We start from the raw sequence: 24,254 nt of genomic DNA, 5'->3' as shown, positions 1-24,254 counted from the left end.
GAAAACCCCCGTGGTGCTGCAAGCGCTGATGTTCTTCGGCCTGGTGCTGATCGTCGTCGGCCCGATCCACTGGTACCTGTACAAGCGCCTGGTCAAGGACACCACCACGACGAAGCGCGGCCGCCGGATCGGCGGGATCGCGATCATCGCGCTGGCGGTCGCCCTGCTGGCGGCGTTCATCGTGCCGCGGGCGGTCGGCGCGAAGGCGTCCTGGGTCATCCCGCTGGTCGGCTACATGTGGCTGGCCGTCCTGTTCTACCTGCTGGTCACGCTGCTGGTGCTGGAGATCCCCCGGGTGATCGCCAACCGCACCTGGGCCCGCCGCCCGGCCGCCGACCGTACCCCGGCCACCAGCCACGACGCCGCGACCGCCCCCGCCGGCACCGGGTCCGCCGCATCGCAGACCATGCTCGCCGAGCCCGGCCTGCCCCCGGCCGCTGAGAGCCCGGCCGAGGTCGCCGGACCGGCCGACCCGAGCCGACGGCTGCTCATCGCGCGCAGCGCGGCGATCTTCGCCGGGCTGACCGCCACCGGCATCACCGCGTACGGCGTGAAGACGGCGCTCGGCGACCCGGTGCTCAAGCGTGTCCAGATCCCCCTCGCCAAGCTCCCCCGCAGCATGGACGGCTACAAGATCGCCCTGGTCAGCGACATCCACCTGGGCCCGCTGACCGGTGTCGAGCACAGCCGCCGCATCGTGCGCTCCATCAACGGCCTGAGCCCCGACCTGATCGCCGTCGCGGGCGACCTGGTCGACGGCACCGTCGAAGAGCTGGGCGACGAGGCCGCGCCGCTGGCCGACCTGCGCTCGCGCGACGGCGCTTACTTCGTCACCGGCAACCACGAGTACTTCTCCGGGGCCGAGGAGTGGCTGGTCGAGGTCGACCGCCTGGGCATGCGGCCGCTGCAGAACGAGCGGCTCGACATCCGGGGGCTGACCCTGGCCGGGGTCAACGACGTCAGCGGCGGCGACCTCGGCGAGGGCGGTCCGGACTTCGCCAAGACGCTCGACGGCCGCGACCCGGGCAAGCCCGTGGTGCTGCTGGCGCACCAGCCGATCCAGGCGTTCGAGGCCGCGAAGCACGGTGTGGACCTGCAGCTGTCCGGGCACACCCACGGCGGTCAGATGGTGCCGTTCAACCTGATCGCGGCCCTGCAGCAGCCGGTCATCTCGGGGCTCGGCGAGGTCGACGGCACGAAGGTGTACGTGACCAACGGCGCCGGGTTCTGGGGCCCGCCGGTGCGGGTCGGCGCACCGCCGGATATCACATTGGTCGAACTGCGCGCGATGTAGGTAACAACTCTCACTGACGCGCGTGGCGGGTGCCGCCGGACCCGTCGAACATGTCAGGATGCTGCGTGCCCCCGGTCTGGACTGCTGATCTGCATATCCACTCGCGGTACTCGCGCGCGTGCAGCAAGGACCTCGATCTGCCCACGCTGGCCTGGTGGGCACGGCGCAAGGGCGTGGCCCTGCTCGGCACCGGCGACGTCACCCACCCCGCCTGGTACGAGCACCTGCGCGACTCGCTGCGCGAGGCCGAGCCCGGCCTGTTCCGGCTGTCGCCCGAGGCCGAGCGCGGCGTCTCGCAGCGGCTGCCCGCGCGGCTGGCGGCGGGGGAGCCCGCCCGGTTCATGCTCAGCTCCGAGATCTCCACGATCTACAAGCGGGGCGACCGCACCCGCAAGGTGCACCACCTCATCTACCTGCCGGACCTCGAAGCCGCGCAGCGCTTCCGCGACCGGCTGGGCCGGATCGGCAACCTGGCCAGCGACGGCCGCCCGATCCTGGGCCTGGACTCCCGCGACCTGCTGGAGATCACCCTGGAGGCGAGCCCGGACGCGTACCTGGTGCCCGCGCACATCTGGACGCCGTGGTTCTCCGCGCTGGGCAGCAAGTCGGGCTTCGACGCGATCGCCGACTGCTACGCCGACCTCGCCGAGCACATCACCGCAGTGGAGACCGGCCTGTCCAGCGACCCGGCGATGAACCACCGGGTGTCCAGCCTCGACCGGTACACCCTGGTCTCGAACTCGGACGCGCACTCGCCGCAGGCCCTGGCCCGGGAGGCGACCCGGTTCGACTGCGCGCTGGACTACCACGCGCTCAAGGCCGCGCTCGCGGGCGCGCCCGGCCTGGCCGGGACGATCGAGTTCTTCCCCGAGGAGGGCAAGTACCACGGGGACGGGCATCGTGACTGCGGCGTCAACTGGACCCCGGCCGAGTCCCGCGCCACCGGTGGCATCTGCCCGGTGTGCGAGCGGCCGCTGACCATCGGCGTGCTGGCCCGGGTCGAGGCGCTGGCCGACCGGCCCGCCGGCACGCCCGCGCCGAACGCCCGCCCGGTCACCCACCTGGTGCAGCTGCCGGAGATCGTCGGCGAGCTGGAGGGTGTCGGCCCGAAGACCCGCACCGTCGAGGGCCGGGTGAACGCGCTGGTCGCGGCGCTGGGCTCGGAGCTGTCCATCCTCATGGAAGCGCCGATCGCCGAGGTCGCCGCCGCCGGTGGCGAGCTGCTCGGCGAGGCGCTGCGGCGGCTGCGGGCCGGGCAGGTGAGCCGGGTGCCGGGCTACGACGGCGAGTACGGCGTGATCCGGCTGTTCGAGCCGGGCGAGCTGCGCCCGCAGGACACGGCGGACACCCTGTTCGACCTGCCCGCCGCACCGGTGACACCGGCACCGCGCAAGGCCCGCGCGCCGAAGCAGGCCGCGAGCAAGCCTGCGGTACGCCGTACCAAACCGGTCTCCGCGCCGCCGCTGCCGCCGGAGCCCTCCCCGCACGAACCGTTCGAGCCGATGCTCGCCGGGATGGAGGAGGTCGGCACCGGGCTCCTGGACCGGCTCGACGCGATGCAGCGTGTCGCCGCGTCGGCGCCGGGCGGGCCGCTGCTGATCGTCGCCGGTCCGGGCACGGGCAAGACCCGCACGCTGACCCACCGGCTGGCGTACCTGTGCGCTGAGATGAACGTCTACCCCGAGGACTGCCTGGCCATCACGTTCACCCGGCGGGCCGCCGAGGAGCTGCGGCACCGGCTGCGCGGGCTGCTCGGCCCGGTCGCCGAGGACGTCACCGTGTCGACGTTCCACGCGCTGGCCCTGTCGCTGCTGCGCGAGCAGGAGCCGGACCTGATCGTCGCGGACGAGCCGGGCGACGAGGGCGTCACCCTCGACGAGCTGATCCCGCGCCTGGTCACGCTGCTCAAGGCGCAGCCGTCGCTGCAGGACAAGCTGCGCTCGCGCTGGCCGTGGGTGTTCGTCGACGAGTACCAGGACGTCGACCCGGACCAGTACGCGCTGCTGCGGCTGCTGGTGCCCAGCGACGGCAACCTGTGCGCGATCGGCGACCCCGACCAGGCCATCTACTCGTTCCGCGGCGCGGACGTGTCGTTCTTCCTGCAGTTCTCCCGCGACTTCGTGGACGCCCGGGTGGTGCGGCTGACCCGCAACTACCGCTCGTCGGCGCCGATCCTGGCCGCCGCGGTGCAGGCCATCGCGCCCAGCTCGCTGGTGCCCGGCCGCCGCCTGGACCCGGCCAAGGTCGACCCGGAGGCGGCACTGATCGGCCAGTACGCCGCGAGCAGCCCCGCCGACGAGGCCGCGTTCATCGCCCGCAAGGTCGACGAGCTGGTCGGCGGCGTGTCCCACCGGACGAAGGCCGACGTGCGCGGCGTGACGGGCACGACGGTGTCGTTCAGCGACATCGCGGTGCTGTACCGCACCGACGCGCAGGCCGCCGCGATCGTCGACGCGCTGTCGCGGGCGGGCGTGCCGGTGCAGAAGCGCTCGCACGACCGGCTGCGCAGCCGCGCCGGGGTCAACACCCTGCTGGCCGAGCTGCGCCTGGCCACCGGCCTGACCGGCTCGGTCGCGGCACGGCTGAAGCTGACCGCGAAGGTGCTCATCGAACGGCCCGCGCTGGGCGGCGGCTCACCCGAACCGGACGAGGTGTGGGCCGCCGTGGACCTGCTCACCCCGCTGGCCCTGCGCTGCGGGCAGGACCTGCAGCGTTTCCTGGGCGAGGTGGCCACCGGCGCGGAGGTCGACGCGCTGGACCCGCGCGCCGAGGCGGTCACCCTGCTCACCCTGCACGCGGCCAAGGGCCTGGAGTTCCCGGTGGTGTTCCTGGCCGGGTGCGAGGACGGCCTGCTGCCGCTGCGCTTCCCCGGCTCCGCGCCGACCGAGGCCGAGGTCGCCGAGGAGCGGCGGCTGTTCTTCGTCGGCCTGACCAGGGCGCAGCGGCGGCTCTACCTGAGCCACGCGGCGCGGCGGGTCCGCTACGGCAGCGAGCGGGACTGCCGCCCGACGCCGTTCCTGCAGGCCGTCGACGCGGGACTGCTGGAGCAGCTCGGCGATCTGACCCCGCGACGACCCCGGGACCAGCAGCTCCGCCTCATGTGACCAGCGGGGACGACCGAACGGCCGAGCGCGGTGACAGGGCAGTGACACCGGCGCGTCCGGCGACGCTCAGTAGGACGGAAGTGTCCGCGGCGTCACGAGGAGTCCCCTTTGCCGGTGAAGCTGATCGCGGTTGACCCTGTCACGCTGGTGCGGCTGGGATACGGCGCCGCCTGCGCGGCCTCTCCGGACATCGACCTGATCGGTCAGGCCGCGACCGGGGAGGAGACCCGCGACCTGCTCGGCACGCTCGATCCGGACGTGGTCAGCATCGACGTCGCCGTGCCCGGCCAGGGCGGGTTGCAGCTGGCCGCCGAGCTGCGCACCGTCCGTCCGCAGCTCGGGCTGGTGCTCACCGGGCCCACCGAGGACGGGCTGCTGTTGCAGGCGCTGCAGGCCGGGCTGTCGGCATACCTGCCCCGTACCGCGCCGGTCGAGCTGCTGATGTCGGCGGTGCGGCACGCGGCGGCGGCCCCGGCCTCGTTCACCGCGCCCAACCTCGCCGAGGCGATGGCCCGCCGCCGGACCCGGTCCACCGCGCTCAGCCCGCGCGAGGAGCAGATCCTGCATCAGCTGAGCACCGGTGGCAGCCTGGCCGCGATCGCGGTGCGCATGCGACTGACCGAGTCGACGGTGCGCACCTACGTGGCGCGGCTCTACGACAAGCTCGGCGTGCACAACCGCACCCAGGCCCTGCAGGCCGCAGCCCGGCTGTTCCTGATCTGAGCCGGTCGACACCTGCCTCCGCAGGCTGCGCCCCGGCTCAGCACCCTTGCAGCCTTGAGAAGGGGCCCTTCCACCACGTATGGCGATGGGAAGGTGCCCTTCCTTCTAGTCGAGGGGGAGGGTTGTGGCGAGCAGGGCCAGGAGGAAACCGGTGAGGAGGGCGGGGCCCATGGGGAGGGAACCGCGCCAGGTCACGCGGCGCAGGGCGAGCAGGACGATCGCGGTGAGGCCGTTCAGGAACAGCCCGAACATGCCGCCGGCCAGGACCGCGGGCCAGCCGATCCAGCCGAGCAGCAGGCCGGCCACGCCCGCCACCTTCGCGTCGCCGAGGCCGAACTGGCCGCCGGTCAGCAGGGCGAGCAGGCCGTAGGCGGCCAGCAGGGCCGCCCCTCCGCCCAGGGCGCGGGCGTACGCGGACCAGCCGCCGCCGGTCGCCGCCGCGATCGCCAGCAGTGCCGCGACGGCCACGGCCAGGCGCCACACGACGGGGTCGGGCAGGCGCTGCACCGCCAGGTCGATCGCCGCCAGCAGCACGCCGGTGGCGCAGAGCAGCAGCCCGGCGGCCAGCGCCCAGCCCTTCCCGGCGAGGCTCAGCGCGGTCGCCCCGGCCGCGAGCGCGCCCACCGGCACCGTCCACCATGGACTCGGCCCCTGGCGTACACCGCACGAGGCGCACCGGGCCGCGAACGCCCACCACCCGGCCCGCCCCGCCGCGAACGGTCCACCGCACTGCGCACAGCCGGTCAGCGTGGGCTCGCCCCAGGCCACCGACAGCCGATACGCCACCCGGGGGGTCAGCGCGCCCAGGATTGCACCCGCGGTCACCGACAACATCGGGATGGAGGAATCGAGGGGCATGTCGCGCACGGTACCTTGGCACGCACCCCGATCTCGTCCCCGCGGAGCCCCGCTTTGCACACCCCTGACCGATACCCGTCCGAGCCCCTGGCGCAGCCGACCGAGCTGCTGCCGATCGTGCAGCCGCCACCCCGGCCGCGCATGGGCGGCCGAGGCCCCGCGATCATCGGCATCGCGCTGCTGCTGGCATCTCTGCTGATCTTCATCGGCGTACTCGTCGTGCTCAAGATCGTGCCGAACCCCTTCGGCGCCGACGCCCCGCCGATCCCGGTCGCCACGGCCACCCCCTCCGGGCCGCCGCGCACCGCGCGGTTCGCCCAGCCGGGTGACTGCGTGGCCAACCAGGGCACCGAGAAGGACCCCGAGCTGGTGCTCACCGAATGCTCGCCCGGCGCCCTGGAGGTGCTGGCGCGATTCGACGCCACCAGCGACACGGGCGAGTGCGCCGACGTGAAGAACTACCGGTACCACTACTTCTTCGACAGTGAGCTGGAGGGTTTGGATTTCGTCCTTTGCATGGGCGAACGTCCCTGATAATGGCGGTATGAGACCAGTACGAGGGGTAGCCCGCGCCCTGCTCGGCGGCCTGTTCATCGCCGCCGGGGCGCAGGCGCTGCTGAAACCCGACCGGTACGCCGTCAAGGCGGAGCCTCTCGCGGAGCAGGTCGTGCCCCTGCTGGAAGCCGTGGACTCGCGACTGCCCACCGAGACCAAGACCCTGGTCCGGGTCAACGCCGGGGTGCAGGTCGTCGCCGGGGCGATGCTGGCCACCGGCACCGCGCCCCGGCCCGCCGCCGCCCTGCTGGCGGGCACCCTCATCCCGGCCACGCTGGTCGGGCACCCGTTCTGGCGCATCGAGAACCCTGAGCGGCGCAACGACGAGCTGGTGCACTTCGCCAAGAACCTCGGGCTGCTGGCCGGCCTGCTACTGGCCGCCGTCGACACGGCCGGTTCGCCCAGCCTCGGCTGGCGCGGGCGCAAGGCCGTTCACCACGCGCAGAAGTCGGCCCAGAAGTCGCTGCGCAAGGCACAGCAGAAGGCGACGGAACAGTTACATCTCGGTTGATGCGGGTACGCAGCACGGGGAGGGGCCGGACATCGGCGTTTCTTCGTTCCCCGCTGTGCCGTTGCGACATACAGAGAGTGCGTTTTCCCAGCCAGAGGTGATGGTGTGACGCCAATCACCTTAACTTCGCAGGCTGCGTTAACCAGCTAGAAATGTCGCAAAGTCGTGTGGGATCGGACACGGTCGGGTAACACGGGAGGTACTGGAGTGGTGCGCCGTTCTAGGCTGCTCAGCAGACACGAACGGCCCGGCCGAGGATCGTCGCCGCGCGACGATGCCGAGACCCGACCCCTTGAAGGAGGTGGCGACGCCATGCCGGCACCCGGCGTTGGCAGTCAGCCCCGCCTCACCAGGATCCCCCGCTTCATCCGTGACTGGAGATCCCCGCAGTGGGATCGTCGCACGCTCGTCCGAGTCGGCATCGTCGCCGCCATCTGCTACGCCGCCTGGGTGACGGAGCAGAACTTCGGACGGTGGTACGACTTCTTCGACATGAAGATCTATCACGGCGCGGTGGTGTGGTGGAGCGGCGGCGGCGAGCTGTACGAGTTCATCGCTCCCGACACGACCCTCGGGTTCACGTACCCGCCGTTCGCGGCGCTGCTGATGCTGCCGATGGCCGCCCTCACACCGTCCGCCGCGGGACTGTTCAACATGGTCTTCGGCCTGGTCGCGCTGGGCATGGTGCTGGCCGCGCTGCTGATCCCGGTCGCCGACCGGTGCGGCTGGCCGCGCTGGATGACCGTCGCCGTCGCGCTGCCGCTGTTCGCCGCCATCGAGCCGGTGCGCGAGACGCTCGGCTTCGGACAGGTGAACCTGCTGCTGTTCGCGCTCATCATGACCGACCTGGTGGCCCTGCGCCGCGGCTGGCGCTGGGCGGGCGTCGGCGTCGGCATCGCCATGGCGATCAAGCTGACGCCCGCGTTGTTCATCGTGTACTTCCTGGTCAGCAAGCAGTGGCGAGCAGCGCTCACGGCCACCGCTTCCGGCCTGGTCGCCACCGCCGCCGCCTGGGTGATCGTCCCGCACGAGTCGGCCCTGTACTGGGGCAGCGTGATCTTCCAGACGGAGCGGGTCGGCGTGGCGGACATGACGCCGAACCAGTCCCTGGCCGGGCTGCTGTCGCGGCTGTACGACACCGCGACCGCGCCCAGCCCGCTCTGGATCGCGTTCGCGCTGGTGCTGCTCGCGGTCGGGCTGACCCGCGCCGCGGCGGCACACTCCGAGGGCGACGAGCTGATCGCGTTCACCCTGGTCGGCCTGACCGCGAACGTGGTCAGCCCGATCTCCTGGACGCACCACCTGGTCTGGGTCGTGCCCGCCGTCATCGCGCTCGCCGACCAGGCGCTGCGCCGCCGGGCGGCCGGTCGCGGGCTGGCGGCGCGCGGGCGGTCCACGCCGGGGCTGCGGGAGCCGATCTGGTTCCCGGCGCTGGTCGGCGCACGGCACGCGGGCGCCGCGATCGGGCTCTACTTGCTGTTCCTGATCTCGCCGATCTGGCCGTACGAGCACCAGGCCCCGGCGGTGTCGCACTACGCCGACGGGCTGTTCGGCATGCTGGCCGAGAACTCGCTGGCCATCGCGCTGATCGTGCTGGTCGCGGCGCTGCCGTCGCGACCCGGCGCCGAGCCCGCGTTCGGCGGCACCACGCCCCAGCGCGTGCCCGTCGCCCGCCCGCTCCCGGTCACCCGCCGCACCGACACCCCGGCCCCCGCTCCCGCCACCGCGGGCGCACCGGCCGAGCACTGACACCGAAACAGGGAAACTGCTGCCTCCGGCGTACGGGAGGCAGCAGTTTCCCTGTTTTCGCAGCAGGACGCGGCGGCGTCAGGGGCAGTTGACCCACTCGTCGGTGCCGTCGGTGAAGGTCTGGTGCTTCCAGATGGGCAGGCGCTGCTTGACCAGGTCGACGAGCCGCGCGCACGCGTTGAAGGCCGCAGCGCGGTGCGCGGTGGAGACCGCGGCGGCCAGCGCGACGTCCCCGATCTTCAGCGGGCCGAACCGGTGGGACACCGCGACCGCGTACACGTCGGGATCGTCGGCCAGCTCCTGGGCGACCTCGCGCAGCACGTCGACCGCGCTCGGATGCGCCTCGTAGGTGAGTGTGGCCACGGACCGGCCATGGTCGTGGTCGCGGACCACCCCCGCGAAGCTCACCACCGCGCCCGCGCGGGGGTCGGCCACGGCAGCCTCGTGCTGCGCCACATCCAGGGCGTCCGTGGTCAGTTCAAGCCAGACGACGCGGTTCACGGGACCTCCACCAGTTCGACCTCGTCACCGGCGCGGCCACTGGCCCCCGGCGGGATGACCGCGAACCCCCTCGCGCCGGCCAGGCCGCGCAGCATCGCCGAGCCCACGTGGGACACCGGCCGGGCCAGGCCGTCGACCGGGTCGATCCGTACCAGCGCCAGGTGGGTGTAGTCGCCGCGGCCCGGCACCGGCTCGCCCAGGGTGACCCGCGGCAGGGTCGGCTCGGGCCGCCCTGCCAGCCCGGCCAGCAGGGGGACGACCAGCGACACCAGCGCCACCACGGCCGACTGCGGGTTGCCGGGCAGCCCGGCGATGAACCGGGGCCGCCCACCGTGCGGGATCGCGGCGATCAGCATCGGGAAACCGGGGCGCACCGCCACGGTGTTCACCACGTACGCCGCGCCGAGCTCGGTCAGCGCCGGGTGCAGGTGGTCGACGGGGCCGTGCATCGTGCCGCCGGTCGTGCAGACCAGGTCGACACCGCTGTCCAGGGCCGTCCGCAGGGCCTCGACGTGCGCGTCGAGCGTGTCCTTGATCGGCGGGGTCGCGGGCCGGCAGGCCACCCCCAGCCGCCGCAGGTACGCCGGGACCGACGGGCCCAGCGCGTCGCGGATCCGCCCGTCGGCGGGCGGTCCCGAGGTCAGCAGCTCGTCGCCGAAGACCAGCATCGCGGCGCGGGGCGCGGGGCGCACCGGCAGCGTGTCGTGCCCGCAGGACGCGGCCAAGCCGATCACCGCCGGGGTGACCGGCGTGCCGGCGGGCAGCAGCGGCTCTCCGGCGCGGGCCTCCTCGCCGGGCATCCGCCATTCCTGCTCGGTCTTCGGGGTGCCGTCGACCAGGTCCCCGCTGCGGGTGGAGTGCTCGACCCGCAGGATCGCCTCGGTCCCCTCGGGCACCATCGCCCCGGTCGCGATCTCGACCGCGACGCCGTCACCGGTCAGCGGCGCGGGCACACTGCCTGCCAGCACCCGGCCGGTGATCCGCCACGGGCCCCGGCCGCGCAGCGCCCAGCCGTCGACGCTCGACGTCGGGAACGCGGGCAGATCGCTGCGCGGCGCCAGCGCGGTGGCCAGGGTCAGCCCGTCGGCCTCGGCCAGCGGGACGGTCACCGGGGCGAGCTGCGCCCGCCAGCCCGCCGCGTGCACGGCGCGCCGCGCCGAAACCCAGTCCTCAGGAGCGGTCGACATGATTCGACCCTAGACCTCGGTGCCTCGGGTGGCCGAGGCCGGATGGTCCGCGCCGCGCAGCTGTTCCACGGCGTGCGGCAGCACCTGGGCCAGCACGGTCAGCCCGTCGCGCACCCCGCCGGTCGAGCCGGGCAGGTTGACCACGAGGGTCCGCCCGGCCACCCCGGTGACGCCGCGCGAGAGCGCCGCGAGCGGGGTCGCGCCGCTGCCGCGTACCGCGTCGGCGATGCCGGGGACCTCGTAGTCGAGCAGTTCACGGGTCATGTCCGGGGTGCGGTCGGTCGGGCTGATCCCGGTGCCGCCGGTGGTGACGATCGCGTCGGGGCGGGTGTCCAGTGCCGCGCGCAGCGCCTCGCGTACGGGTGCGCCGTCGGGCACCACGACGACGTCGCCCACCTCGCAGCCGAAGGCCCGCAGCCCGTCGGCGAGCAGCGGGCCGCCCCGGTCCTCGTACACCCCGGTGGCCGCGCGGGTCGACGCGACGATCACCACGACCCGGGGCGGCCCGGTGTCAGGCCCCGTGAGGTTTGGCGCGGGGCTCTGCCGGGAAAGCGCGGGCATGGCTTCGCGTTCCCAGAGGCCGGTCTTGCCGCCCTCCTTGCGCAGCACCCGCACGCCGTCGATCGACGCCGCAGGATCCACCGCTTTGATCATGTCGATGAGCGCGAGTCCGGCCGCGGCGACGCTGGTCAGAGCCTCCATCTCGACACCGGTACGGTCTGCGGTGCGGACGGTCGCCCGGATGTCGACACCGTCGTCGGTGACGGTGAGGTCCACCGTGACGCCGTGAATGGCGATGGGATGGCACAGCGGGATGAGATCGGGAGTGCGCTTGGCGGCCATGATGCCGGCGAGCCGGGCCACGCCGAGCGCGTCGCCCTTCGGCACGCCCCGCCCGCGCAGCAGGTCGAGCACGTCACGCGTGGTGACCACACGTCCCGCCGCGACGGCGGCACGCAGCGTGATCTCCTTGCCCGCGACGTCGACCATCCGCGCCTCGCCGCGAGAATCCACATGAGTCAGATGAGGTGAGGGGGCTGGCGTTCCTTCTGTCACGACATGAGCCTAGTTGCTTGCTGGGCGAAGACTGGAAGTGAACACAGCGCGTAGGCGACTCACCACTAATCGTGATAAATCGCCACAGTTATTTGAAATGTGAACCCTCTACTAGAAATCGACCGTGCAGAAACTACGCTCTGCATCAGAACTTGGCAAGCGCGGGGATGCTTCTAAGGGAGGCGCAGATGCGTACCACCGACTGGAACTGAAAATCGCATAGGCTGTCGGCACTCACGACGATCTGTCTCTAGACGGAAGAAGTCCGATGTGACCGGCCAGAGATCATCCTCGCAGCAGACCGACCGGCAGCTACGCCTGCTCGTCGGTCTCGTTGCGTGTTCGGCCGCCCTCGTGCTGCTCGCGGCCGTCACCGTCGCCGTGCTCCATCCGGCCGCCTTCGACCAGCTCATGCAGGTCGTCGCACTGACCGGGCTGGTGACGCTCACCTCCCTGGCCCAGGTGCACGTCCGCATCCGGTCCAACCTGCAGTCGGTGCACTGGGCCGACGCCGCCCTGCTCGTCGCCGCCGTGCTGCTGCCCGTGCACTGGGCGATCATCTGCGCCACCGCGGGCACCTTCATCGTCAAGGTGATCCAGCGCCCGCAGCCCGGTCCGCTGAAGTTCGCCTTCGCGGTGGCCAAGCAGACCATCACGTGCGCGATCGCCGCACTGATCGTCAACATCAACGGCAGCGTGGCCACCGAACCCCTCGCCCACCTCCAGCTGCTGGCCATCGCGTTCGCCGCGGCCTTCCTCGCCGACGAACTCCTGGTCACGCCGGTCATCGCACTCGCCAGCCGGACCCGCGCCCGAGACCGCTTCCTGGCCCACCTCGACCTGCGCGTCATCGCCGCGGTCGTCCGGTTCGCCGTCGCGGTGCTCGCCCTTGCCGTGCTGTCCCAGGAGCCGCAGCTGCTCATCGCCATCCCGGCGATCGTGCTCAGCCTCCAGCTGACCTACCGCGGCAAGCTGCGCGCCCGCGCCGAACGCCTGGCCTGGCAGCAGCTGGCCGAGGCGACCGACGCCATGAACGTCGTGCAGATGGAGACCGTGCTGCACACGGCGGTCCACAACGGAGCACGGCTGTTCTCCGCGGACCGGGTCGAGATCGAGGTATCCCTGGACGGCGCGCAGCAGCTCGTCCGCGGCAGCCAGGGCGAGATCACCTACCACGCGGCGCCCGACCAGGGCACCGTCGACCCCGACACCACGGCCGTCGTCGCGCTGGTCGGGGACAACGACGGCGAGCGCGTCGGCGAGCTGCGCCTGTGCTTCCAGGCCCCGGTCGCGCTGTCCGAGCGGGAGCAGTTCACGCTGCGGGCGTTCGCCGGCGCGCTCTGCACCGCCATCCGCAACGCCACCTCGTACGCCCAGCTGGAGCACCTGGCCGGACAGCATCAGCACGACGCCACCCACGATCTGCTCACCGGCCTGCCCAACCGGCGGCGACTGCAGCTGGACACCGAGGACGCCCTCGACCGCCGCCGCGGCGGGCGGGGCGTGACCGCGCTGCTGGTGCTCGACCTCAACCACTTCAAGGACGTCAACGACGCCCTCGGACACGCCGCGGGCGACCAGGTGCTGATCGCCGTGGCGCAGCGGCTGTCCGCGGCCGCGGGTCCCGAGGCGCTGGTCACCCGGCTTGGCGGCGACGAGTTCGCGGTGCTGCTGCGCCAGCTGCCCGCGCCCGCGCTCGCGCTGTACCAGGCCGAGCACCTGCTCTCCACGCTGCACGAACCCGTCGACGTCGACGGCATGCCGCTGGTCGTGTCCGCCAGCGCCGGGGTGGCCACCGCCCCGAGCGAGGGCGGCTTCGTGGAGCTGCTGCGCCGTGCCGACATCGCGATGTACCAGGCCAAGCGGACCGGATGCTCGGTCGCCTCGTACGCCCCCGACAACGACACCGCCGACCGGGCCCGGCTCGTCGTCGGCGGCATGATCGCGCTGGACGACTTCGGCACCGGATACTCCTCGCTGTCGGTGCTGTCCCGGGTGCCCGCCAAGGAACTGAAGATCGACCGCTCGTTCGTCATGCAGATGGAGAACACGCCCAGCGCCGCGGCCGTGGTCCGCTCCCACCTGGAGCTGGGCCGCCATCTCGACCTGCTGGTCGTCGCCGAGGGCGTGGAGCGCGAGAGCCAGCGGCGCATGCTGTGGGACCTGGGCTGCACCGCCGGGCAGGGACACCTGTTCGCCAAGCCGATGCCCCTCGACGAGGTGCTCGCCCTGGTCAGCGCCGACGACGGCCCGGTCCGGCTGGCCGATCCACTGCACGACCCGACCGCGGTCGTCCGGATGCCCGCCAAGCGCAACCCCGGCCGGATCTCCCGGACCACCGGCACGGGCGGCGGCGAGCGGGTGTCAGACTCCACGGCATGAGCGAGCAGATCACCGGCACGGCGGCGCACGACGCCGCCGCGTTCCCCGGGGCCGACGGCGTGCCCAGCGCGCCCGGCCGGATCTGGCGGTCGGTCGACCGCGCCGCGCACGGGCTAGCCGCCGACCTCGGCCTGTACGCGCTGTCCGCGCTGTTCGCCTGGTTCACCGCGACCTCGTCAACGCTGACCTCCCACCGCGCCTGGGGCGCGGTCGCCGTCTGGGGCTACGCCGCCGCTGCCCTCGCCGTCCTGCTCCAGCTCGCGCTGCGCCGCCGCGCCGATCCGGTCACCCGCGCGTGGGTCGTCGCGGGAACGTGGGTGGCGGTCACGCTCGTGCCACTCGTCGCGCAGGCCGTGGCGCGCGCGGGCGGGGCGAGCGGGCGGGCGCAGGAGGAGGTGCTCGTCGTCGAGGCGTCAGCTCACCGGCTGCTTGACAGCGGCACGCCCTACCTCGGGCGCGACGGCATCGCCGCGCTGCCGGACCCGCTGCTCGGCTACACGCCGTACCAGCCGGGCATGTCGGTGTTCGGGCTGCCCCGCGCGGTCTTCGGCGACGCCTGGTGGACCGACGCCCGGATCTGGTTCGCGCTGGTCACCGCGCTCGCCGTGGCGCTGGCCGCGCGGCTGCTGCGCGACGGCACCGCCTCGCGCGACGCACTGCTGGTACGTGCCGTGCAGGCCGCGACCGTGCTCCCGCTGTGCGCGCTGACCCTGGCCACCGGCGGCGACGACCTGCCGGTGCTGGCCCTGTGCCTGCTGGCGTTCGCGCTCGCCGCCCGCGACCGGTTCGGCTGGGCCGGTGTCGCGGTGGGCGCCGCCGCGGCGATGAAACTGCTGGCGTGGCCGATCGCCCTGGTGCTCGGCGCGTACGCCCTCGTGCGCGGGCGCGGTGGCCGGTATGCCGCCGGGGCCGCCGGGCTGCCTGTGCTGACCCTGCTCCCGGCGCTGCTGGTCGAGCCGAGGGCGTTCCTGGAGAACGTGGTCCTCTTCCCGACCGGCCACGGCCTGGTCACCAGCCCGGCCGCCTCACCGCTGCTCGGCTACCTCATCGCCCAGCACGTGCCCGGCGGGCGGTTGGTGGCCCTGGCGCTGCTGCTGCTCGGCGGCCTGGCCGTCGGTCTGTGGCTGCTGCGCCGCCCACCCCGCGACGCCGGTGCGGCGGCCCTGATCACCGCGACCGGCCTGCTCATCGCGATCATGCTGATGCCCGCCACCCGCTTCGGCTACCTGCTCTACCCGGCAGCCTTCGCCCTCTGGTCGCTCCCGCTGCGCCCGGCACCACCCGGTCAGACGGTCAGGGCGTAACCGGCCGCGGCGGCGGCCACGCCGGTCGTCACGCTGACGGCGACGTTGGCGAAAGCCTGCCCGAAGGCGCCCGCCTCGACGAGCTTGACCGTCTCGTAGCCGAAGGTCGAGTACGTCGTCAGCGCGCCGCAGAACCCGGTGCCGACCAGCGCCGACACCTCACCTGACACGACCCCGGCCAGCGCCCCGCCGGTCAGCAGGCCGAGCAGGAACGAACCCACCACGTTCACGGTGAACGTGCCCCACGGGAAGACCGCGTCGTGCCGGGCCTGCACCGCCCGGTCCACCAGGTAGCGCAGCGGCGCGCCGACGGCGGCGCCCAGCGCCACCAGCAGGACGGTCATCGCCGCTGCTCGCTGCGCCCGCTCACCGCACGACCTCGACCGGGTCCAGCATGACCAGCCCCTCCAGGCTCAGTTCGGCGAGCTGCGGCAGGAAGCCGCGAACCCGCTCCTCGGCGTCCACGATGACGACCATCATCGGCAGCTCCTCGGCCAGCGACAGCAACCGGTCGGTATGGATGCGCGAGTGCGTGCCGAACCCCTCTACGCCGCGCAGCACCGACGCCCCGGCCAGCCCCGCCGCGTGGGCCCGGTGCACGATCTCGGTGTACATCGGGCGGTGCCGCCACCGGTCGCCCTCCCCGACCAGCACCGTCAGCCGCAGGCCGTTCACCGTCGTACCAGCCATCTGGTCACCACCATCCCGCCGTACACCGCCGGCAACGCGACCAGCAGCGTGCCCACCAGGTACGCCGCCGCGACGGTGGCCGCTCCGGCGTCGGCCAACCGCACGATGTCGACGGTATAGGCGGAGAACGTGGTGTACCCGCCCAGCACGCCGGTGCCGAGGAACGGCCGCAGCAGCCGCCGCCCCGGCCACACGTGCGCGACCAGCGCCATCAGCACCCCGATCAGCATGCAGCCGGTGACGTTGACCAGGAAGATCCCCCACGGGAACCCGGTGGGGGAGGGCGGCAGCGCCCGGCTGACCGCGTAGCGGGCCAGCGCGCCGAGCACGCCGCCCGCGGAGATCACCGCGAGCACGTCCCACTGCCTGCGCACCATGCCGGGCCTGCGGTCAGATCGCCATGTCCACGAAGCGCGAGAAGTGCAGCTGCGCGGCGACGGTGATGGTGTCGGTGGGGCCGTTACGGTGCTTGGCCACGATGAAGTCCGCCTCGCCCGCGCGCGGCGACTCCTTGTCGTAGTAGTCGTCGCGGTGCAGCAGGATCACGACGTCGGCGTCCTGCTCGATCGAGCCCGACTCACGAAGGTCGGACAGCTGCGGGCGCTTGTCGGTGCGCTGCTCGGGGCCACGGTTCAGCTGGCTGACCGCGATCACCGGGCACTCGACCTCCTTGGCCAGCAGTTTCAGGCCACGCGACAGCTCGGAGACCTCCTGCTGGCGGCTCTCGGTCTTCTTCGGCGAGCTCATCAGCTGGAGGTAGTCGACGACGATCAGCTTCAGGTTGTGCCGCTGCTTGAGGCGGCGCGCCTTGGCCCGGATCTCCATCAGGTTCATGTTGGGCGTGTCGTCGACGAAGATCGGCGCCTCGGAGATCTCGCCCATGCAGCGGGCGAGCTTGGTCCAGTCGTCGTCGGACAGCTGCCCGGAGCGCAGCACATGCAGCGGCACCCGCGCCTCGGCCGACAGCAGACGCATCACGATCTCGGTCTTCGACATTTCCAGCGAGAAGATCGCACTCGCCATGTCGGCTCGAACCGCAGCGTGCCGGGCGAAATCCATTGACGCCGTTGACTTTCCCAAGCCAGGTCGCCCGGCCACGATGATCAGCTGGCCGGGCTGGAGGCCGCTGAGGAGGCGGTCCAGGTCGCTGAAGCCGGTCGGCACGCCGCGCATGCTGCCGTCGGCCGCGCCCACCGCCTCGATCTCGTCGAGAGTCGGCTGGATCATGTCGGCCAGGATCGCGAAGTCCTCGCTGACCCGGCGCTCGGTCACGTCGTAGATGGCCTGCTGGGCGAGGTCGACCACGTCGTCGACGTCGCGGCCGGAGCCCGCCGCCGAGCCGTAGCCCAGTTGCACGATCTTCGTGCCGGCCTCGACCAGGCGGCGCAGCACGGCGCGCTCGCTGACGATGCGGGCGTAGTAGGAGGCGTTGGCCGCGGTCGGCACCGTCGAGATGAGCGTGTGCAGGTACGGCGCACCGCCGATGCGGGCCAGGTCGCCCGCGCTCTCCAGCACCGCCGCGACGGTGATCGCGTCGGCGGGCTCGCCGCGGCCGTAGAGGCCGAGCACGGCGTCGAAGACGGTGGAGTGGGCGGGGCGGTAGAAGTCGTTGGCCCGCAGGATCTCGACGACGTCGGCGATGGCGTCCTTGGACAGCAGCATGCCGCCGAGCACGCACTGCTCCGCCGCCACGTCCTGCGGGGGAGTCTTCTCGAAGGGCACCTGTTCGGCCGCCGGGGCTGCCTGGACCGCGGTGAACTGCCCGCGTACGCCGTCCCCGACCGATGTCACGGCGCCTCCCTCAGAACCCGATTCGATTGACCCTAGGCGCGTGAATCACCCCGCACAAACACCTCGGTGGATGAGGCTGGGGGCAACCTGTGGACAACCCGCCCAGGCCTGTGGGGGACCCTGTGCACAGACTGTGGACAACTTTCCCCCACAGCCTGTGGATAACCGCTTGAGCTGCTGTTTCTCTCCACACAGCCTGTGCAAACAAGATTCTTTCCAAGATTTTCACCTCGGCGTGGCGTACGCCATAAGATCGCCATCTGCCGATTCTCGCCGGTTCGGGGGATTGCCTGGGATATCGGTCTCCGCCAGGCTCCCACCGTGGGATATCCGGAGTGGCCGGCGCAGGGCGACGGCTGGGGAGCGCCGCAGCACGGTGCACCCAACGTCAGAGCTGGCGGCTGGCCGGGTCCGGCGGACCCCACCATCCCCCGGCAGCGCAACGCCGTCGACCGGTACGGCACCGCCGACGACTCGGGCTCGGCCGCGGACTACGGCCACGCGAACGACTACGGCCAGGCCGCCGACGCCGGCTTCCACACCTACGTCACCGGTGAGAGCTACGACGGTTACGACGACCGCTGGCCCGACAACCTCACCGACACCCCCGAGGTGCGCACCGGCTACGGCGACCGCCGTGAGGAGCCGCACCGCACCGAGCGCGACTACTGGACCGCGCTGCTGTGGGCGTCGGGCTTCTACGCCGTGCCGCTGCTCGTGCTGATCGTGCGGGCCCTGCTGCTGTCCGGCGAACCCGACGCGGCCTGCGTGGCGGCCGGGCTCGGCGGCTGTGAGTCGGCCCGCTCGGCCGCGCTCGGTGATCTCATCGCCGGTTCCCCGCGCTGGGGCCTGGCGCTGCTCGGCGCGCTGGCCATGGCGGCGGTGCTGCGCTGGGCGAGCGACAGCTGGCGACCGGCCACCATCGGATTCTGCTCGGCCGTGGTGGCGGGCGGCGCGACCACGGTCCTGCTCAGCATCATCTGAGGCATTCTGCCTACATCACGGCGAGCGCACGGTTTGGTCACGACCGGTTCCGCTTTCATCTCAGGTGCGCCACAGATGCGGTAAATGATCATCAATGCGCTTGCTATGAAGTCCGGTATCCGACCCGGCCGGAATCATCCGGCCCGGACCGGCTTCACGGGAGGCCCCGATGAGACTGAAGAGCTCCGCCGTCGTGCTCTGTACGCTGCTGGCCCTGACCGCGTGCGGCTCGGACCGCGCGCCGGACAGCGCCCCACACCCGCGCGGCGACGGCGCGCAGAACGAGACGGGCCCACAGCACCCCTCCAGAGACGACCTGTCCACGTTCGCCCTCGACATCGACACCGCCTCGTACGACTACACCGCCGGGCGCCTGCGCGACGGCCGCCGCCCGGACCCGGACACGGTGCGCCCCGAGGAGTTCGTCAACGCGTTCGACCAGCACTACCCGCAGCCGAAGGGCGACGGCTTCGCGGTGCACGTGGACGGCTCGCGGCTGCCCGCCTCGCACGAGGCCTCCCGCGAGACCCGGCTGCTGCGCGTCGGCCTGCAGACCCGCGGCGAGGACAGCGAGCAGCGCAAGAACGCCGCGCTCACGTTCGTCATCGACGTGTCCGGCTCCATGGACGACCCCGACCGCCTCGGCCTGGTGCAGGACGCCCTGCATACGCTCGTCGACCAGTTGCGGCCCGCCGACGCGGTGGCCATCGTGACCTTCAACGACAAGGCCAAGCTGGTCCGCGAGATGACCCGGGTGTCGGAGAAGGAGCGTTTGCACGCCGCCATCGACTCGCTGAAGGCCGGTGGCAGTACCAATCTCGGCGACGGGCTGGTCACCGGCTACCGGACGGCGCGCGACGGGTTCCGGGAGGGGTACAGCAACCGGGTCATCCTGCTGTCCGACGGCCTGGCCAACACCGGCACCACCGACGCCGACCGGATGCTGCGCCAGGTCCGCGAGGAGGCCGACAAGCAGATCGCGCTGCTGGGTGTGGGCGTCGGCAGCGACTACGGCGACGAGCTGATGGAGAAGCTGGCCGACCGCGGTGACGGCTTCGTGGTGTACGTGTCCGAGCGCCGCCAGGCCCGCGACATCTTCGTCCGCAGGCTGCCCGCCACGCTGGACCTGCGGGCGATGGACGCCAAGGCGCAGGTCCAGTTCGACACCAAGACCGTCGCGTCGTACGAGCTCATCGGGTACGAGAACCGCCAGGTCGCCGACGACGACTTCCGCAACGACAAGGTCGACGGCGGCGAGGTCGGACCGGGTCACGCGGTGACCGCCCTCTACCTGGTGCGGCTGAAGCCCGAGGCGAGCGGCCGGGTGGCGGAGGTGCGGGTGCGGTGGCTGGACCCGGCCACGAAGCAGCCGTCCGAGGCGTACGAGTCGGTCGCGGTCGGCGACCTGTCCGCGGACTTCGCGGCTGCCGACGTGCGGCTGCGGGTGTGCTACGCGGCGGCGTTCCTCGCCGTGGCGCTGCGCGGCGGTGACGGCTCCCGGGACGTGAACCTGGCCGACCTCGCGAAGATCGCCGACGAGGCGGCCGGCCGCCTGGACGAACGCGCCGTCGACGACCTCGCCGACCTCGTCAACCGCGCCCAGCGCCTGTCCTGATCAGGACGAGTCGGGGCCATCGGTTTCGGGGAAAGTGCTGGAATCGAACGCGATGTGACCGCGGTTTCCCCGAAACCGCAGAAGACCCCCGGACCTGGTGGTCCGGGGGTCTTCTGCGGTGTGACGGGTTACTTGGAGGCGACCACGTTCAGGTTGAACTTGGCGGTCACGTCCGAGTGCAGCTTGATCTGCACCGTGTAGCCGCCGGTCGACTTGATGACCGTCGGCAGCTCGATCTTGCGCTTGTCCAGCGCCGGGCCACCAGCGGACTTGACCGCCTCGGCGACCTCGTTCGCGGTGACCGAGCCGAACAGGCGGCCGCCCTGGCCGGCGCGCGCCGACAGGGTGACCTTCAGGCCCTCGAGCTGCGCCTTGATCTCGTTGGCGTGACCCAGGTCGCGAACGTCACGGGCCCCGCGGGCCCGCTTGATCGACTCGACCTGCTTCTCCGCGCCCTTGGTCCACAGGATCGCGAAACCCTGGGGGAGCAGGTAGTTACGGCCGAAGCCGTCCTTGACCTCAACGATGTCACCGGGCGTGCCGAGACCGGACACCTCGTGCGTAAGAATGATCTTCATCAGGTGCCCTCCTCTCAGCGACCGGTGGTGGTGTACGGCAGGAGCGCCATCTCGCGGGCGTTCTTGACCGCCCGAGCGATCTGCCGCTGCTGCTGCGTGGTAACGCCGGTCACCCGTCGCGCGCGGATCTTGCCGCGGTCGGAGATGAACTTGCGCAGCAGCGCGGTGTCCTTGTAGTCGATGTAGGTGATCCCCTCCTTGTCGAGCGGGTTCACCTTCTTCTTCGGTTTGCGCAGGGCCGCAGCCTTCGCCATGATCTCTACCTCAGTCTGTTTCCACTGACCGGGGACCGTGCACGGTCACCTGTCAGAACGGTGGCTCGTCGTCGAAATTGCCACCCGAACCGCCTGCGGGAGCAGCCGTCGCCCACGGGTCGTCGGAGAAGCCTCCGCCGCCGCCGGAGTTGTTGCCGCCGCCGCTGGAGCCGGAGCCGTAGCCCCCACCGCCGCCGCCGCCGGAACGCGACATCTTCTGCACCTTCGCCGTGGCATACCGCAGCGACGGGCCGATCTCGTCGACTTCCAGCTCGTAGACCGTGCGCTTCTCGCCTTCCTTCGTCTCGTACGACCGCTGACGCAGCCGTCCGGAGACGATGACGCGAGAGCCCTTCTGCAGCGACTCGGCTACGTTCTCCGCCATCTGCCGCCACATGTTGCAGGACAGGAACAGCGGCTCGCCGTCCTTCCACTCGCCGGACGCGCGGTCCAGCGTGCGGGGGGTCGAAGCGAGACGGAACTTCGCCACAGCCGCACCCGACGGGGTGAAGCGCAGCTCAGGGTCGTCGACAAGATTGCCGATGACCGTGATGGTGGTTTCTCCAGCCATGACCTTCTCCTCGGTTCACATTTGTTCTGCCGCAAAGGTTCCCACAGGGATGCGACAGCACACGTGAAGTGGTCCGGGCAACGCGGGTGTCGGGAAGGTCAGCGAACTTCCGGACGGATGACCTTGGTGCGCAGCACGGACTCGTTGAGTCGCAGCTGGCGGTCCAGCTCGGCAACGGCCGCAGGCGTGGCCTGCAGGTCGATGACGGCGTAGATGCCCTCGGCCTTCTTGTTGATCTCGAACGAGAGCCGGCGACGGCCCCACACGTCGAGCTTCTCGACCGAACCACCCGACGTGCGGATCACGTTGAGGTACGTGTCCAGGGACGGGGCGACGGTGCGCTCCTCGAGACTGGGGTCGAGGATCACCATTACTTCGTAGTGACGCAAGACGTACTCACCTCCTATGGGCTTGGCGGGGCCGGTGACCGGCCCCTTCGGCTACGGACTGTCCGTAGCAGGAGGTCTGCGTCGTTCCATGCGAATGCCGCGGGATAGGCCCGCGGCACACGGAACCCGACCATGTTACCTGGTCGGCCGCCCGCCCTCGCCGCCGCCGTCCCCGGCGGGCCACGCGGGTCGGGATCTGGACACACGAAAGAAGACGCGGCCGCCGGGGATCCGGTGGCCGCGTCTCGTGAGGAGGACCGCGGGGCGCTCTATCCGAACTGCTGGGTGGGACCTGGGGAGGAACGACCACACCGACGATGTTGGAGAGAGACGCCCCGCGGAGTATTTAATATTCTACGCGAACTCTGCCCGAGTTGCTCGCTGAGCGATAATAGCGCGGATTGCCCCGGCTGCGACACCAACGACACACACTGTCGCGATAATTGCTAGAAGTCCGATTGGACCCTTGTCGGATGAAACCAGTTTCGCGTCGCGCGTTTCGATCTTGTTCGAACTGCCGACCACCGAGCCGTTCGGCGACTCCTCGGGCGCGGGTTCACCGTCGGCACCCGCCACGGGCGGCTCCTCGAACAGCGGGGCGCCTGAAGGGTCCGGCACGTCCACCGTCTCGTCGGTGTTGTCCGGCGACCCGGCGGGGCTGGTCTGGCGGTTGCCGCCGGACGACTGGCTCGCACCCTTGGTGGGGCTGGGCTTGGCCGACGGCTTCTTGCTCGGCGTCGACCCGCTGCCCTGACCGCCGCCACTGTTGCCACTGCTCGGCGGGGTGGACGTCGAGCGGTTCACCACGTCCACGGTCAGCGGCTCGAAGGTCGGGTTCAGGTTCAGCAGGCACTCGGGCACCATGGCGACCTTGACCGGCCCCCGGTGGAACTGGACCTCCACCGTCTCGCCGTCGGCGACCGCCGCGCTGTCCTTGCCGTCGATCTGCAGCGTCGCGCCCTGGCCCAGCCCGTTGGTGAGCCGCACCTTGGACTCGGCAGGGACGGTGATCTTGGCGGTGGCGGGCTTCGAGCCGCACAGCAGCAGGCCCAGACCGCCGCCGTCGAAGCTGACGCCGGGCGCGGCCTCGGGCTCGGCGGCCATCGCCTGGCCCGCACCCAGCAACGGCAGGCCAGCGAGAAGGCCGGCCGCCGCGAAGGCCGCGGCTCGCCGACGGATGGCGTACGACATTGCGCATCTCCCCTTGGGGCGTGCGCCCCGGATCTGGTCGCCTCGCGGGGGGCGAGGAGGCACGCCCCGCAAGGTCCCCGGCTGGGGGAGCACGGTGCGGCATAGAAATCAACGCAACAAACCGGCTCCGGTTGCGCTCGCGACCCGAGCGCGTGCGGAGCGGAGCGGTAATACTGGTCGAATGCTTATCGGGGCTCACGTCGATTATGAAGATCCACTAGCTGAGGCGACCGCGCGAAACGCCGACGTCGTGCAGTTCTTCCTCGCCGATCCACAGGGCTGGAAGGCGCCGGAGGCGCGGCCGGACGCCGACGCGCTGCGGGCCAGTTCGGTCGAGATCTTCGTGCACGCCCCCTATGTGCTCAATCTCGCATCGACCAACAACCGGATCCGCATCCCCAGCCGCAAACTGCTCGGCCAGCACGCCGCCGCGGCGGCCACGGTGGGCGCCAGCGGCCTCATCGTGCACGGCGGGCACGTCAACAAGGGCGAGGACGTCGCGGTCGGCATCGACAACTGGCGCAAGGCGCTGCAGAAGGCCCACGACGACGGCGGGCTGCCCGTCCGGGTCCTGATCGAGAACACCGCCGGCGGCGACAACGCCTGCGCGCGGCGCTTCGACGAGCTGGCCCGGCTGTGGGACGCGGTCGGCGACTTCAACGTCGGCTTCTGCCTGGACACCTGCCACGCCCACGCGGGCGGCGAGGAACTGCTCGACATCGTCGACCGGGTGAAGTCCATCACCGGGCGCATCGACCTGGTGCATGCGAACGGATCGCGAGACGGATTCGACTCCGGCCGCGATCGGCACGACAATCTGACAGTCAAGAGCATTGAACCCGGGATGATCGACCCCGAGCTGGTGGCCGCCGTCGTGCGCGCCGCCGGCGCGCCCGCCGTGGTGGAGACGCCCGGCGGGGTGGAGGGCCAGTCCGCCGACATCGCGTACCTGCGCGCACAGCAGTAG

General features: G+C 71.6%; 24 protein-coding genes. 11 read left to right on the top strand and 13 right to left on the bottom strand.

All coding sequences use genetic code 11. The features are described 5' to 3' along the window. Positions 1-13: 13 nt before the first annotated feature. The 3 genes from HAV40_RS13095 (at position 14) to HAV40_RS13085 (ending at position 5,121) form a co-directional block, all read left to right on the top strand. Positions 14-1,294 (top strand): metallophosphoesterase, encoded by a 1,281-nt coding sequence (locus HAV40_RS13095; protein WP_409364956.1) that lies wholly within the window; start codon positions 14-16, stop codon positions 1,292-1,294. A gap of 50 nt (positions 1,295-1,344) precedes the next feature. Further along, complete coding sequence (locus HAV40_RS13090) at positions 1,345-4,398, top strand: UvrD-helicase domain-containing protein (protein ID WP_166381244.1); 3,054 nt, start codon at positions 1,345-1,347, stop codon at positions 4,396-4,398. 114 nt (positions 4,399-4,512) lie between these two features. Further along, positions 4,513-5,121: a response regulator transcription factor gene (locus tag HAV40_RS13085; RefSeq protein WP_166381243.1), complete on the top strand. Its 609-nt coding sequence runs from the start codon at positions 4,513-4,515 to the stop codon at positions 5,119-5,121. 105 nt (positions 5,122-5,226) lie between these two features. On the opposite strand, the gene HAV40_RS13080 is transcribed toward HAV40_RS13085, so the two are convergent. Beyond that, positions 5,227-5,979, bottom strand: coding sequence for an A24 family peptidase (locus tag HAV40_RS13080; protein WP_166381242.1), 753 nt, complete (start codon positions 5,977-5,979; stop codon positions 5,227-5,229). 54 nt (positions 5,980-6,033) lie between these two features. Between HAV40_RS13080 and HAV40_RS13075 the strand changes: the two genes are divergently transcribed. The 3 genes from HAV40_RS13075 to HAV40_RS13065 all read left to right on the top strand — a co-directional run bounded on the left by HAV40_RS13075 (position 6,034) and on the right by HAV40_RS13065 (position 8,794). Then, positions 6,034-6,513: an LppU/SCO3897 family protein gene (locus HAV40_RS13075; RefSeq protein ID WP_166381241.1), complete on the top strand. Its 480-nt coding sequence runs from the start codon at positions 6,034-6,036 to the stop codon at positions 6,511-6,513. Between the two features lie 10 nt (positions 6,514-6,523). Then, a complete protein-coding gene (locus tag HAV40_RS13070; RefSeq protein WP_166381240.1) occupies positions 6,524-7,045 on the top strand; it encodes a DoxX family membrane protein in 522 nt (173 codons plus the stop codon). Positions 7,046-7,357: 312 nt separating this feature from the next. Continuing rightward, positions 7,358-8,794: a glycosyltransferase 87 family protein gene (locus HAV40_RS13065; RefSeq protein ID WP_166381239.1), complete on the top strand. Its 1,437-nt coding sequence runs from the start codon at positions 7,358-7,360 to the stop codon at positions 8,792-8,794. A gap of 78 nt (positions 8,795-8,872) precedes the next feature. Here HAV40_RS13065 and HAV40_RS13060 read toward each other — a convergent pair whose 3' ends face one another. The 3 genes from HAV40_RS13060 to moaCB are packed head-to-tail and all read right to left on the bottom strand — an operon-like array spanning position 8,873 to position 11,505. Then, positions 8,873-9,295 carry a molybdenum cofactor biosynthesis protein MoaE gene (locus HAV40_RS13060; protein WP_166381238.1) on the bottom strand — a complete coding sequence of 141 codons (423 nt, stop codon included), beginning with the start codon at positions 9,293-9,295 and terminating at the stop codon, positions 8,873-8,875. Further along, on the bottom strand, positions 9,292-10,482 hold the full coding sequence (locus tag HAV40_RS13055; protein WP_166381237.1) for a molybdopterin molybdotransferase MoeA: 1,191 nt from the start codon (positions 10,480-10,482) through the stop codon (positions 9,292-9,294). Before HAV40_RS13055 ends, HAV40_RS13060 begins: the two co-directional genes overlap by 4 nt. Before the next feature lie 9 nt (positions 10,483-10,491). Then, the gene (gene moaCB, locus HAV40_RS13050) at positions 10,492-11,505 is read right to left on the bottom strand and encodes a bifunctional molybdenum cofactor biosynthesis protein MoaC/MoaB (RefSeq protein WP_275413462.1); all 1,014 of its coding nucleotides are present in this window, start codon (positions 11,503-11,505) and stop codon (positions 10,492-10,494) included. 303 nt (positions 11,506-11,808) lie between these two features. On the opposite strand from moaCB, the gene HAV40_RS13045 reads away from it, so the two are divergent. Both HAV40_RS13045 and HAV40_RS13040 read left to right on the top strand, forming a co-directional pair. Further along, positions 11,809-13,920 (top strand): bifunctional diguanylate cyclase/phosphodiesterase, encoded by a 2,112-nt coding sequence (locus HAV40_RS13045; RefSeq protein ID WP_166381235.1) that lies wholly within the window; start codon positions 11,809-11,811, stop codon positions 13,918-13,920. Further along, positions 13,917-15,224 (top strand): glycosyltransferase 87 family protein, encoded by a 1,308-nt coding sequence (locus tag HAV40_RS13040; RefSeq protein WP_166381234.1) that lies wholly within the window; start codon positions 13,917-13,919, stop codon positions 15,222-15,224. Before HAV40_RS13045 ends, HAV40_RS13040 begins: the two co-directional genes overlap by 4 nt. On the opposite strand, the gene crcB (HAV40_RS13035) is transcribed toward HAV40_RS13040, so the two are convergent. From crcB (HAV40_RS13035) to dnaB, 4 genes are read right to left on the bottom strand one after another with little or no spacing between them, the layout of a single operon-like run. Further along, positions 15,206-15,568: a fluoride efflux transporter CrcB gene (gene crcB / locus HAV40_RS13035; RefSeq protein ID WP_166381233.1), complete on the bottom strand. Its 363-nt coding sequence runs from the start codon at positions 15,566-15,568 to the stop codon at positions 15,206-15,208. The two genes, HAV40_RS13040 and crcB (HAV40_RS13035), sit on opposite strands and share 19 nt — an antisense overlap. A 22-nt stretch (positions 15,569-15,590) precedes the next feature. After that, positions 15,591-15,914 (bottom strand): DUF190 domain-containing protein, encoded by a 324-nt coding sequence (locus HAV40_RS13030; protein ID WP_166381232.1) that lies wholly within the window; start codon positions 15,912-15,914, stop codon positions 15,591-15,593. Next, the gene (gene crcB / locus HAV40_RS13025) at positions 15,896-16,291 is read right to left on the bottom strand and encodes a fluoride efflux transporter CrcB (RefSeq protein WP_166381231.1); all 396 of its coding nucleotides are present in this window, start codon (positions 16,289-16,291) and stop codon (positions 15,896-15,898) included. Before crcB (HAV40_RS13025) ends, HAV40_RS13030 begins: the two co-directional genes overlap by 19 nt. 13 nt (positions 16,292-16,304) lie before the next feature. Further along, entirely contained in the window at positions 16,305-17,732 is a 1,428-nt protein-coding gene (gene dnaB, locus HAV40_RS13020; RefSeq protein ID WP_425549765.1) for a replicative DNA helicase, read from the bottom strand. A gap of 294 nt (positions 17,733-18,026) precedes the next feature. On the opposite strand from dnaB, the gene HAV40_RS13015 reads away from it, so the two are divergent. Together HAV40_RS13015 and HAV40_RS13010 are read left to right on the top strand one after the other, a co-directional pair. Continuing rightward, positions 18,027-18,689 carry a hypothetical protein gene (locus HAV40_RS13015; protein ID WP_166381229.1) on the top strand — a complete coding sequence of 221 codons (663 nt, stop codon included), beginning with the start codon at positions 18,027-18,029 and terminating at the stop codon, positions 18,687-18,689. Positions 18,690-18,858: 169 nt separating this feature from the next. After that, positions 18,859-20,304, top strand: coding sequence for a vWA domain-containing protein (locus HAV40_RS13010; RefSeq protein WP_166381228.1), 1,446 nt, complete (start codon positions 18,859-18,861; stop codon positions 20,302-20,304). A 128-nt stretch (positions 20,305-20,432) separates the two neighbouring features. On the opposite strand, the gene rplI is transcribed toward HAV40_RS13010, so the two are convergent. From rplI to HAV40_RS12985, 5 genes are all read right to left on the bottom strand, one after another. Then, on the bottom strand, positions 20,433-20,882 hold the full coding sequence (gene rplI / locus HAV40_RS13005) for a 50S ribosomal protein L9 (RefSeq protein ID WP_166381227.1): 450 nt from the start codon (positions 20,880-20,882) through the stop codon (positions 20,433-20,435). A 14-nt stretch (positions 20,883-20,896) separates the two neighbouring features. Further along, the gene (gene rpsR, locus HAV40_RS13000) at positions 20,897-21,136 is read right to left on the bottom strand and encodes a 30S ribosomal protein S18 (RefSeq protein WP_120317647.1); all 240 of its coding nucleotides are present in this window, start codon (positions 21,134-21,136) and stop codon (positions 20,897-20,899) included. Positions 21,137-21,188: 52 nt separating this feature from the next. Next, positions 21,189-21,707, bottom strand: coding sequence for a single-stranded DNA-binding protein (locus HAV40_RS12995; RefSeq protein ID WP_166381225.1), 519 nt, complete (start codon positions 21,705-21,707; stop codon positions 21,189-21,191). Positions 21,708-21,805: 98 nt separating this feature from the next. Next, positions 21,806-22,096, bottom strand: a complete 291-nt coding sequence (gene rpsF, locus HAV40_RS12990; protein ID WP_120317645.1) for a 30S ribosomal protein S6 — start codon at positions 22,094-22,096, stop codon at positions 21,806-21,808. A 354-nt stretch (positions 22,097-22,450) separates the two neighbouring features. Then, the gene (locus tag HAV40_RS12985) at positions 22,451-23,287 is read right to left on the bottom strand and encodes a hypothetical protein (RefSeq protein ID WP_166381224.1); all 837 of its coding nucleotides are present in this window, start codon (positions 23,285-23,287) and stop codon (positions 22,451-22,453) included. Between the two features lie 181 nt (positions 23,288-23,468). Here HAV40_RS12985 and HAV40_RS12980 point away from each other — a divergent pair, with 181 nt between their 5' ends. Continuing rightward, complete coding sequence (locus tag HAV40_RS12980) at positions 23,469-24,254, top strand: deoxyribonuclease IV (RefSeq protein WP_166381223.1); 786 nt, start codon at positions 23,469-23,471, stop codon at positions 24,252-24,254.

Source organism: Catellatospora methionotrophica, assembly GCF_011297335.1.
In the GTDB taxonomy this organism is placed as follows: Bacteria; Actinomycetota; Actinomycetes; order Mycobacteriales; family Micromonosporaceae; genus Catellatospora; species Catellatospora methionotrophica.
This window is presented reverse-complemented; position numbering and strand designations above follow the sequence as displayed.

What these genes read in the sequence shown, in the direction of transcription:
- HAV40_RS12995 (WP_166381225.1), bottom strand. Translation starts at nt 21,707, where the DNA reads ATGGCTGGAGAAACCACCATCACGGTCATCGGCAATCTTGTCGACGAC.
- HAV40_RS12985 (WP_166381224.1), bottom strand. Translation starts at nt 23,287, where the DNA reads ATGTCGTACGCCATCCGTCGGCGAGCCGCGGCCTTCGCGGCGGCCGGC.
- HAV40_RS13090 (WP_166381244.1), top strand. Translation starts at nt 1,345, where the DNA reads ATGTCAGGATGCTGCGTGCCCCCGGTCTGGACTGCTGATCTGCATATC.
- HAV40_RS13040 (WP_166381234.1), top strand. Translation starts at nt 13,917, where the DNA reads ATGAGCGAGCAGATCACCGGCACGGCGGCGCACGACGCCGCCGCGTTC.
- HAV40_RS13065 (WP_166381239.1), top strand. Translation starts at nt 7,358, where the DNA reads ATGCCGGCACCCGGCGTTGGCAGTCAGCCCCGCCTCACCAGGATCCCC.
- HAV40_RS13030 (WP_166381232.1), bottom strand. Translation starts at nt 15,914, where the DNA reads ATGGCTGGTACGACGGTGAACGGCCTGCGGCTGACGGTGCTGGTCGGG.
- crcB (WP_166381231.1), bottom strand. Translation starts at nt 16,291, where the DNA reads ATGGTGCGCAGGCAGTGGGACGTGCTCGCGGTGATCTCCGCGGGCGGC.
- HAV40_RS13070 (WP_166381240.1), top strand. Translation starts at nt 6,524, where the DNA reads ATGAGACCAGTACGAGGGGTAGCCCGCGCCCTGCTCGGCGGCCTGTTC.
- HAV40_RS13055 (WP_166381237.1), bottom strand. Translation starts at nt 10,482, where the DNA reads ATGTCGACCGCTCCTGAGGACTGGGTTTCGGCGCGGCGCGCCGTGCAC.
- HAV40_RS12980 (WP_166381223.1), top strand. Translation starts at nt 23,469, where the DNA reads ATGCTTATCGGGGCTCACGTCGATTATGAAGATCCACTAGCTGAGGCG.
- HAV40_RS13010 (WP_166381228.1), top strand. Translation starts at nt 18,859, where the DNA reads ATGAGACTGAAGAGCTCCGCCGTCGTGCTCTGTACGCTGCTGGCCCTG.
- HAV40_RS13080 (WP_166381242.1), bottom strand. Translation starts at nt 5,979, where the DNA reads ATGCCCCTCGATTCCTCCATCCCGATGTTGTCGGTGACCGCGGGTGCA.
- rplI (WP_166381227.1), bottom strand. Translation starts at nt 20,882, where the DNA reads ATGAAGATCATTCTTACGCACGAGGTGTCCGGTCTCGGCACGCCCGGT.
- crcB (WP_166381233.1), bottom strand. Translation starts at nt 15,568, where the DNA reads ATGACCGTCCTGCTGGTGGCGCTGGGCGCCGCCGTCGGCGCGCCGCTG.
- rpsR (WP_120317647.1), bottom strand. Translation starts at nt 21,136, where the DNA reads ATGGCGAAGGCTGCGGCCCTGCGCAAACCGAAGAAGAAGGTGAACCCG.